An 8,908-nucleotide genomic window follows, 5' to 3' on the forward strand; every position below is an offset into this window, starting at 1 on the left:
AGCGCCGGGCCGAAGCGCGCCGCCGGGCCGCGCGCCGCCTGCGCCCGCTTGCGATTGGCGAAATCCGCCAGCGCGCGGGGCAGGCGTTCGCCCAGCATGTCAAGCTTTTGCGCGCGCTCGGCCAGCACCTGTTCGGGGCGGGGCAATGCCCGGGCCAGATCGCGCAGGCGACGGCGGCGGTCCTCCAGCAGGCGGACCAGCGCGCGCAGGCGGCGTTCCTCGAACCCGGCCAGCGCGGCGCGCAGTTCGGCGCGCACCGGCACCGCGATCTCGGCGGCGGCGGTTGGGGTGGGGGCGCGCTTGTCGGAGACGAAATCGATCAGCGTGGTGTCGGTTTCATGCCCCACCGCGGAGATCACCGGAATGGCGCTGGCGGCCACGGCGCGCGCGACGCTTTCTTCGTTGAAGCCCCAGAGGTCCTCGACCGAGCCGCCGCCGCGCGCCACGATCAGCACGTCGGGGCGCGGAACCGCGCCGCCGGGAACGAGCGCGTTGAACCCTTCGATGGCGGCGACCACTTCGGGCGCGCATTTCGCGCCCTGCACCGCCACCGGCCAGATCAGCACCTTTCTGGGAAATCGGTCGGCGAGCCGGTGCAGGATGTCGCGGATCACCGCGCCCGAGGGCGAGGTGACGACGCCGATCACCTCGGGCAGGAACGGCGTCGGCTTCTTGCGGGCGGGGTCGAACAGGCCCTCGGCGGCCAGCGCCTTCTTCAGGCGTTCGAGCCTGGCCAGCAGCGCGCCCTCGCCGGCATAGACCATGTCCTCGACGATCAGCTGGTAGCGCGACTGACCGGCATAGGTGGTGAGCTTGCCGGTGGCGATGACCTCGTCGCCCTCCTGCGGCTGGATCGACAGCCGCGCGGCGACGCCTTTCCAGACGATGGCGTTGAGCACCGCCCGGTCGTCCTTGAGGTCCAGATAGACATGCCCCGAGCGCGGCCGCGACACGCGCCCGATCTCGCCGCGCACCCGCACATGGGAAAAATCCGCCTCGATGACCCGCTTCACCGCGCCCGAAAGTTCGGAGACCGAGAATTCCGGCGCGTTGGCGCCCTTGGCCCCGGCGTCGCCGCCTTTCGCGGGGCCCTCGTCGAACAGGTCTGACATGGCCGCGACACTAGCCCCGCGCGGCGGCGAGGCCAAGACGCGGCGGCGCTAAAGGTCGAGGTCGAAATACGCCTTGGCCCAGCCATGCACGTTGTCATGGGCGTAGACGCGCACCGACTTGAGGCCGCCGGGCAGCGTCACCCCGCCCAGCGAGCGGGTGAAGGGCTGTTCGTTGACATGCGGGTGGACCAGGGTGCGGGTTCCAAGCACGGCGCCGTCGGCGTCGCGGATTTGCCAGGCGTCGGCGTAGTGGTCCCAGCCCTCGTCGGCGTGGCGCAGGGTGACGTCGAAGCGCCACTGGTCGCCGGATCGGGCGGCGCGGGCGTCGACGATTTCGACCTCGCCGGCGAAAGCCGGGGCGGCGAGAAGCGCGAGCAGGGCGGGGAGGGCGAGGATCAGGGCGGCGATGCGGCGCATGGGGGGCTCCTTGGGCGATTTGCGCCAGTCTAGGGGGTTGGATTGGCGGCGCGGATCACGAATTCGGCGCCGGGCGCACCGGACCCGGCCTTGCGCACGGGGCGGGCGGCGACCCGCGCATCTCGGCCCCCCCCGGGCGGCGAGCATGACGAAAAATCAACCGCGGGCGGCGGCCACCGCGGCGCAGATGTCGTCGACCACCGAGTCCACCAGCGCTGCATCCTCGCCCTCGGCCATCACGCGGATCAGCGGCTCGGTGCCGGATTTGCGAATCAGCACCCGGCCGGTCCCGTCGAGTCGGGCCTCGCCGGCGGCGATGGCCTTTTGCACCGCGCGCTGGTCCAGCGGCGCGGCGCCCGGGGCGTAGCGGACATTCTTGAGGATCTGGGGAAGGGGGGCGAAGCGGGCGCAGACCACCGAAGCCGGGGCGCCCTCCTCGGCGATGGCGGCGAGCACCTGCAGCGCCGCCAGCAGCCCGTCGCCGGTGGTGGCGTGGTCGGACATGACGATGTGGCCGGACTGTTCGCCGCCCAGATTGAATCCGCCGCGGCGCATGGCCTCGACCACGTAGCGATCCCCGACCTTGGCGCGCAGCAGGCGGATGCCGCGCGCGTCCAGATGCCGTTCCAGCCCCAGATTGGACATCACCGTCGCCACCAGCGTGTTCCCGGCCAGCCGCCCGGTCGCCTGCCAGCGCCCGGCGATCAGCGCCATGATCTGGTCGCCGTCGATGATCTCGCCATGTTCGTCGATGACCAGCACCCGATCGGCGTCGCCGTCAAGCGCGACGCCCAGATGCGCGCCTTCCTCGATCACGGTCTTCTGGCACAATTCGGGCGCCGTCGATCCGACCCCGGCGTTGATGTTGGCGCCGTCGGGATCGACCCCGATGCGGATCACCTCGGCCCCCAGTTCCCACAGCACTGCGGGCGCGGTCTTGTAGGCGGCGCCGTTGGCGCAGTCGAGCACCACCCGCAGCCCGTCGAGCCGCAGGGCCCGCGGAAACGTCGCCTTGGCGGATTCGATGTAGCGGCCCAGCCCGTCGTCGATGCGCTGCGCCTTGCCCAGATCGCCGGCGTCGGCCAGCGCCAGCGGGCGTTCCATGTAGCTTTCGATCTTGGCCTCGATCGCATCGGACAGCTTGTAGCCGTCGGGGCCGAACAGCTTGATGCCGTTGTCTTCATAGGGGTTGTGGGAGGCGGAGATCATCACTCCGGCGTCGGCGCGCAGCGATTTGGTGAGCATGCCCACGGCGGGGGTCGGGATCGGGCCGAGCAGGAACACGTCGATGCCAACCGAGATGAACCCCGCCGTCAGCGCCGGTTCGATCATGTAGCCCGACAGCCGCGTGTCCTTGCCGATCACCACCCGATGGCGGTGCTTGCCGCGCAGGAAATGCCGCCCCGCCGCCTGCCCCAGCCGCATGGCCACCTCGGCGGTCATGGGGTGTTCGTTGGCGCGCCCGCGAATGCCGTCGGTTCCGAACAGTTTGCGGCTCATGCCGATCCTCCCGCCGTGGTCTCGTTTCCAGTCTCGGCGCGGTTCAGCGCCTGCCAGACCGCCGCCGCCTGCGCGGTTTCGGCCACGTCATGCACGCGCAACACCTGCACGCCCTGCGCCAGCCCCGCCAGCCCGGCGGCGATGGAGCCGGGCGCGCGGCGCGCGGCGATTTTCTCGCCCGCCAGCATGCCGATGAAACCTTTACGGGAGGCGCCCAGCAACACGCCGCAGCCGAGCCCGTGAAACAGCGACAGATTGGCCAGCAGCCGCAGGTTGTGCGCCAGCGTCTTGCCGAACCCGATGCCCGGATCGACCAGGATGCGCCCGCGCGGGATCCCCGCCGCCACGCAGGCGGCGACGCGGGTTTCGAGGCAGTCGTAGATGTCCAGCAGCACGTCGTCATAGCGCGGATCGTCCTGCATGTCGCGGGGCGCGCCCTGCGCGTGCATCAGGCAGACCGCGCCGCCCAGCGCGGCCGCCGTCGACAGGCTGTCGGGCGCGTGGGCGAGCGCGGTCACGTCGTTCCAGAGCGCCGCGCCGCGCGCGAAGGCGGCGCGGGCGACGCCCGGCTTGCGGGTGTCGATGGAGACGGGGCGCGGCAGCCCGGCGGCGCGCAATCCCTCCGCCAATCCCTCCAGCACCGGGGCGATGCGGGCGGTTTCCTCGGCCTCGGTCACGTCCTGCGCGCCGGGGCGGGTGGATTCGCCGCCGATATCGATGACATCGGCGCCCTGCGCCGCCATCTCCAGCCCGCGCGCGATCGCGGTGCGCGCCGCGTCATGGCGCCCGCCGTCGGAAAAGCTGTCGGGAGTGACGTTGAGCACCCCCATCAGGCGCGGGCGGTCCAGCGCCAGGCCGCAGAGCGGCGGGCGCGGATCGCTCAGCCGGGCGCGGACCTCCTCAGGCAGATCGCGCGCGGCGATGCGTTGGGGCGGCGCGGCGCGGGACAGGATCTCGACCTCGTCAAAACGCGCCCAGCCGCCGGCGATCGGCAGCGAATCGCGCCCCGGCGCGGCGGCGGGGATCGGGCGGTGGTAGAATTCTGGCGTCATTGGGCGGGTCTCCGTTCCCGGCGGCTCGGGGCAGCGGAGTAGCCGCCGCGCGGCGGCGCGTCCAATCAAAAACCGCTGCAGCTTGCAATATAACACTTTTGTTTCGTGAAATAAATTGTGCTCGCGCTTTTTAGTGTGAATCATTGAGAACCACACTTTTCATATCTATGTTCCTCCGCAACGACGCCCAGGCAGAGGAGACCCGCCATGGCCAGACCTTTCAGACCCGCCGTTCTCACCGCCCATGCGCTTGGCGACGGCGCCGCGATCTGGTGGACCGGCGCCGGTTGGTCGGCGCGGCTTGACGACGCCCGCGTCGCCGCCACCCCGGCGCAGGCCGAGGCGCTGGCCGCCCTTGGGGCCACGCCGCTGATGCAGGCCGCCGTGGTCGGCCCCTACCTCATGGACGTGACCCTGACCGACGGCGCCCCCGCCCCGGCGACGCGGCGCGAATCGATCCGCGCCGGGCGCGTCCCGACCTTCGACTACGGCCCCGCCGCGGCGGCGGTCGAGCGCGCCGCCTGACCTTGGCGCCAGGGAGAGACCCCATGTATCGCTACGACCAATTCGACGACGCCTTCGTGCGTCAGCGCGCGGCGCAGTTCCGCGACCAGGTGGCGCGCCGGCTCGACGGCTCGCTGACCGAGGAGGAGTTCAAGCCGCTGCGCCTGATGAACGGCCTCTATCTGCAACTGCACGCCTACATGCTGCGGGTCGCCATCCCCTACGGCACGCTGGGCGCGGCGCAGATGCGCGCGCTGGCCGACATCGCCCAAAGATACGATCGCGGCTACGGGCATTTCACCACCCGCCAGAACATCCAGTTCAACTGGCCCAAGCTGAGCGACGCGCCCGACATCATCGACGCGCTTGCCGATGTGGGGATGCACGCGATCCAGACCTCGGGCAACTGCATCCGCAACACCACCTCGGACCCGTTCGCGGGGGTGGCGGCGGATGAGCTGGAGGACCCGCGCCCGACCGCCGAGCTGATCCGGCAATGGTCGAGCCTGCACCCGGAATTCACCTTCCTGGGGCGAAAGTTCAAGATCGCGGTGACCGGGGCCGAAAACGACCGCACCGCGCTGCGGGTGCATGACATCGGCATCGAGATCATTCGCGGCCCGACTGGCGATGGGGCTGGCGATGGGGCTGGCGGCGAAACCGGCGAGATCGGCTATCGCCTGCATGTGGGCGGCGGGCTGGGCCGCACGCCGATGATCGCCAGACCCCTGCGGGATTTCCTGCCGCGCAGGGACCTGCTGCCGTATCTGGAGGCGGTGCTGCGCGTCTACAACCTGCAAGGCCGACGCGACAACAAGTACAAGGCGCGGATCAAGATCCTGGTGCACGAGATGGGGATCGCGGCGTTCCGCGACGCGGTGGAGGCGGAATTCGCGCGGCTCGACGGCGCGACCATCGCCCCGGACGCGGCGGAAATCGCCCGCATCGCCGCCTATTTCGCGCCGCCCGACTACCAGAGCGCGCCGCGCATGCTGGATTACGAGAGCCTCGTGCATGACGACGCCGATCCCGCCGGCGATGCGGCGCTGGCCCGCGCCCGCGCCAAAAACCCGGATTTCGACGCCTGGGCGACCCGGAACGCCCATCCGCACAAGACCCCCGGCCACGCGGCGGCCACCATCTCGCTGAAACCCGTGGGCCGCGCCCCCGGCGACGCCACCGCCGAGCAGATGCGCGCCATGGCCGAGGCGGCGGAGCGGTTTTCACTGGGCGAGCTGCGCATCACCCACGAACAGAACGTGGTGCTGCCGCATGTGGCCAGGCGCGACCTTCCGGCGCTGTGGCGGCTGCTGCGCGCCCATGGGCTCGACGCGCCCAATCGCGGGCTGATCACCGACATCATCGCCTGCCCGGGGCTGGATTACTGCGCGCTGGCCACGGCGCGTTCGATCCCGGTGGCGCAGGCGATCTCGCGCCGCTTCGCCGACCCGGCGCGCCAGCGCGACATCGGGCCGCTGTCGGTCAAGATCTCGGGCTGCATCAACGCCTGCGGGCATCACCATGTGGGCCATATCGGCATTCTCGGGCTCGATAAGGCCGGGGTCGAGAGCTACCAGATCACCATCGGCGGCGACCCGACCAATGCGGCGGCGCTGGGCGAGCGCGCCGGTCCGGGGTTTTCCTTCGACCAGGTCCCCGACGTGATCGAGACGCTGGTGGATCATTACCTGAGCGTGCGCGAGGGCCGCGAGACCTTCCTGCAGACCTATCGCAGAACCGGCATGGCCGGGTTCAAGGAGGCGCTCTATGCCGCTGCTTGACGACACCGGAATCGTCCCCGACCCCTGGGTGCGGGTGGAGAACGGCCAGATGGCGCCCGAAGGCGCAAAGGTGATCCTCAGCCTCGATCGGCTGGTGGAGGAGGGCGCCCCGAACGGCGCGCTGGCGCTGGGGGCGCATGTCTCGGCCGAGGTCGATCCGGCGGCGCTGGCGCTGCTGCTGGACCGGCTGGCGCTGATTTCGGTGAATTTTTCCGGCTTTGCCGACGGGCGCGGGTTTTCCGTGGCGCGACGGTTGCGAAGCATGGGGTTTGTGGGGGAATTGCGCGCTTTCGGGCCGCTGATCGCCGATCAATACGCGGCGCTGCGCGCCTGCGGCTTTGACGCGGTGGAGCTGCCCGAGACGCTGGCCGCGCGCCAGCCCGCCGAACAATGGGCGGCGGCCGCGGCCTCCATGCGCCTGAGCTATCAGCGCGGCTACGCGCTGGGCGGCGACGTGCTGGACGCGCGGCGCGCCGGACGGCGGGACGCGGCGCCATGAGCTTTGACGCCTCCCCCGGCGGCATGGGAATCGCCGGGGCGAATGGCGGCGGGGTCGCCGCACGCCCCGCCGCCAGCCTGCTGCACCGCCACGCGCAACGACGCGCCGACGCGCTGAACCGGCTGCATCGCGGGAAATCGGCGCAGGATCTGCTGGCCGACGCGCTGACCAGCGAGTTTCGCGGCCGCATCGCGCTGGTGTCCTCCTTCGGCGCGGAAAGCGCGGCGCTGCTGCATCTGGCGGCGCAGATCGACCCGACGACGCCCGTGCTGTTTCTGGAAACCGGGATGCTGTTCCCGGCGACGCTGGCCTATCAGCAGGAACTGGCCGAACGGTTGGGATTGCGCGATCTGCGCCTGATCCGGCCCGATGCGCGCGACATCCGCGCCGGCGATCCGAAGGGCGAGCTGCACCGCCGGGATCAGGATTCCTGCTGCGATCTGCGCAAGACCCGGCCGCTGGAGCGCGCGCTGGCGCCGTTCGACGCCTGGATCACCGGGCGCAAGCGGTTCCAGTCGGCAGAGCGCGCGGCGCTGGAGCTCTACGAGACCGACGCGGCGGGGCGCATCAAGCTGAACCCGCTGGCGGATTGGGACGCGGCGCGGATCCGCGATCACATGCGGGCCCACGCCCTGCCGCTGCACCCCATGGCCATGGAACGCTTCCCGTCGCTGGGCTGCGCGCCCTGCACCACCGCGGTGGCCGAGGGCGAGGACCCGCGCGCCGGGCGCTGGCGCGGGCGCGAGAAAACCGAATGCGGCATCCATTTCGTCAACGGACGCGTGGCGCGCCGCCCCAATGGCGGATCGGGATCCGCCCTACGCTAATTGCATTCGCCGCGCCGACGCTTGCGGCGCGGCGCTCGACGTGCAGCAGGGCGGATCCCGATCCGCCATTGGGGCGTGACTCAGTTGCGGTCGCGGATCGAGCTGATGATCAGCAGCAGGATCGACCAGACGATCAGCAACAGGAAGAACGCCGCCAGCGACCAGGTGATGCGGCTGGGGTATTCGGCCTCTTCGGAACGGGTCGGGGCGATGTGGGTGGCAAGGTATCGCTGGGCGCGGCGGGCGTCGGCGCGGGCGGTCTCCACCGCGGCGAGGGTGGACGTGTACATGTTCTCGGCGAAGCGCAGCTCCACCAGCAGCTCCTCCTGTTCGCCGATGGCGTCGGTCAGGGAGACCGAGGGCTGCGATCCGTCGCCGGCGACGGCGCCTGACTTGTTGGCGATCAGGTTCTCTTCCTGCGCGATCTGGGCGTCGAGGCTTTCGATCTGGCGCTTCAGGGCCGACAGGGTCGGGCTGTTCGGGCCCAGCAGCCCCTTGCGGCTGTCGTAATCCGCCTTCAGCAGCGAACGCTGGCTCTTGAGCTCCGCGATCAGCGTCATGGCGGCGACGATGTCCTGCGCGATGTCCGCCGAGCCCTCGGCCATGCGGAACACCTGCAGGCGCTTGCGCATCTCGCGCACCCGCGCCTCGGCCTCGCGCAGATCCTCGACCGCGTAGGACACCGCGTCCTGGCGCGCGCGGGTGGACAGATCATTGATCAGGCGTTCGCTTTCGGCCACCAGCGCCCGGGCCACGCGCTGGGCGTCCTCCGGGTCGAAGGCCTTGACCTGCACGTAGATGATGCCGCCGCCGCTGTCATAGGAGACCGTGACCGCAAGGTTCCAGTAGAACACCAGTTCTTCGATCGTGCGGTTGTCGCCGAGGCGGAACAGCCAGTCGGCTTTGGGATTGTTGTAGATGGCGCGCAGGTCTATCTGCTTGTCCAGCTTTTCGACCAGCGGTTGGCTCTGGAGGTATTCGTAGAGCATCTGGCTGTCGCCCGCGGTGCTGTCGCCGCCGCCGCCGCCCAGCAGCTCCATCACCGGCGAAGGCAGGGTGGAATCGAGCGCCCGCACCGCGAAGGACACCTCCGAGGCGTATTGATCCGCGGCCCGCGCCCAGAGATACCAGGTCACGCCGCCCGCCGGGGCCAGCACCATGACGATGAAGCTCAGCCACAGGGCCATGCGCCGCCAGAAGCCGCGCCGCCGGGCGC

General features: G+C 70.5%; 9 protein-coding genes. 4 read left to right on the forward strand and 5 right to left on the reverse strand.

The features are described 5' to 3' along the window. The 4 genes from xseA to folP form a co-directional block, all read right to left on the reverse strand. Nucleotides 1–1,112, reverse strand: a 1,112-nt coding sequence (gene xseA / locus AC1HC7_RS05735) for an exodeoxyribonuclease VII large subunit (protein ID WP_479498773.1), incomplete at its 3' end; no start/stop codon positions are given. Nucleotides 1,113–1,160: 48 nt separating this feature from the next. Continuing rightward, entirely contained in the window at nt 1,161–1,529 is a 369-nt protein-coding gene (locus AC1HC7_RS05740) for a hypothetical protein (RefSeq protein ID WP_479497430.1), read from the reverse strand. Between the two features lie 156 nt (nt 1,530–1,685). Continuing rightward, nucleotides 1,686–3,029: a phosphoglucosamine mutase gene (glmM, locus tag AC1HC7_RS05745; RefSeq protein WP_479498774.1), complete on the reverse strand. Its 1,344-nt coding sequence runs from the start codon at nt 3,027–3,029 to the stop codon at nt 1,686–1,688. Next, nucleotides 3,026–4,081 carry a dihydropteroate synthase gene (folP, locus tag AC1HC7_RS05750; RefSeq protein ID WP_479497432.1) on the reverse strand — a complete coding sequence of 352 codons (1,056 nt, stop codon included), beginning with the start codon at nt 4,079–4,081 and terminating at the stop codon, nt 3,026–3,028. The genes glmM and folP overlap by 4 nt, the downstream gene beginning before the upstream one ends. 207 nt (nt 4,082–4,288) lie before the next feature. Between folP and AC1HC7_RS05755 the strand changes: the two genes are divergently transcribed. From AC1HC7_RS05755 to AC1HC7_RS05770, 4 genes are read left to right on the forward strand one after another with little or no spacing between them, the layout of a single operon-like run. Next, entirely contained in the window at nt 4,289–4,606 is a 318-nt protein-coding gene (locus tag AC1HC7_RS05755) for a DUF2849 domain-containing protein (protein ID WP_479497433.1), read from the forward strand. Nucleotides 4,607–4,629: 23 nt separating this feature from the next. Then, entirely contained in the window at nt 4,630–6,366 is a 1,737-nt protein-coding gene (locus AC1HC7_RS05760; RefSeq protein ID WP_479497434.1) for a nitrite/sulfite reductase, read from the forward strand. Next, entirely contained in the window at nt 6,353–6,865 is a 513-nt protein-coding gene (locus AC1HC7_RS05765; protein ID WP_479497435.1) for a DUF934 domain-containing protein, read from the forward strand. Before AC1HC7_RS05760 ends, AC1HC7_RS05765 begins: the two co-directional genes overlap by 14 nt. Then, on the forward strand, nt 6,862–7,692 hold the full coding sequence (locus tag AC1HC7_RS05770) for a phosphoadenylyl-sulfate reductase (RefSeq protein ID WP_479498775.1): 831 nt from the start codon (nt 6,862–6,864) through the stop codon (nt 7,690–7,692). The genes AC1HC7_RS05765 and AC1HC7_RS05770 overlap by 4 nt, the downstream gene beginning before the upstream one ends. 80 nt (nt 7,693–7,772) lie before the next feature. Here AC1HC7_RS05770 and AC1HC7_RS05775 read toward each other — a convergent pair. Beyond that, nucleotides 7,773–8,908 (reverse strand): KpsE/RkpR family capsule polysaccharide export protein (locus AC1HC7_RS05775; RefSeq protein WP_479498776.1); only part of this gene is annotated, 1,136 nt, incomplete at its 5' end.

It is taken from the genome of Oceanicella sp. (assembly GCF_056449545.1).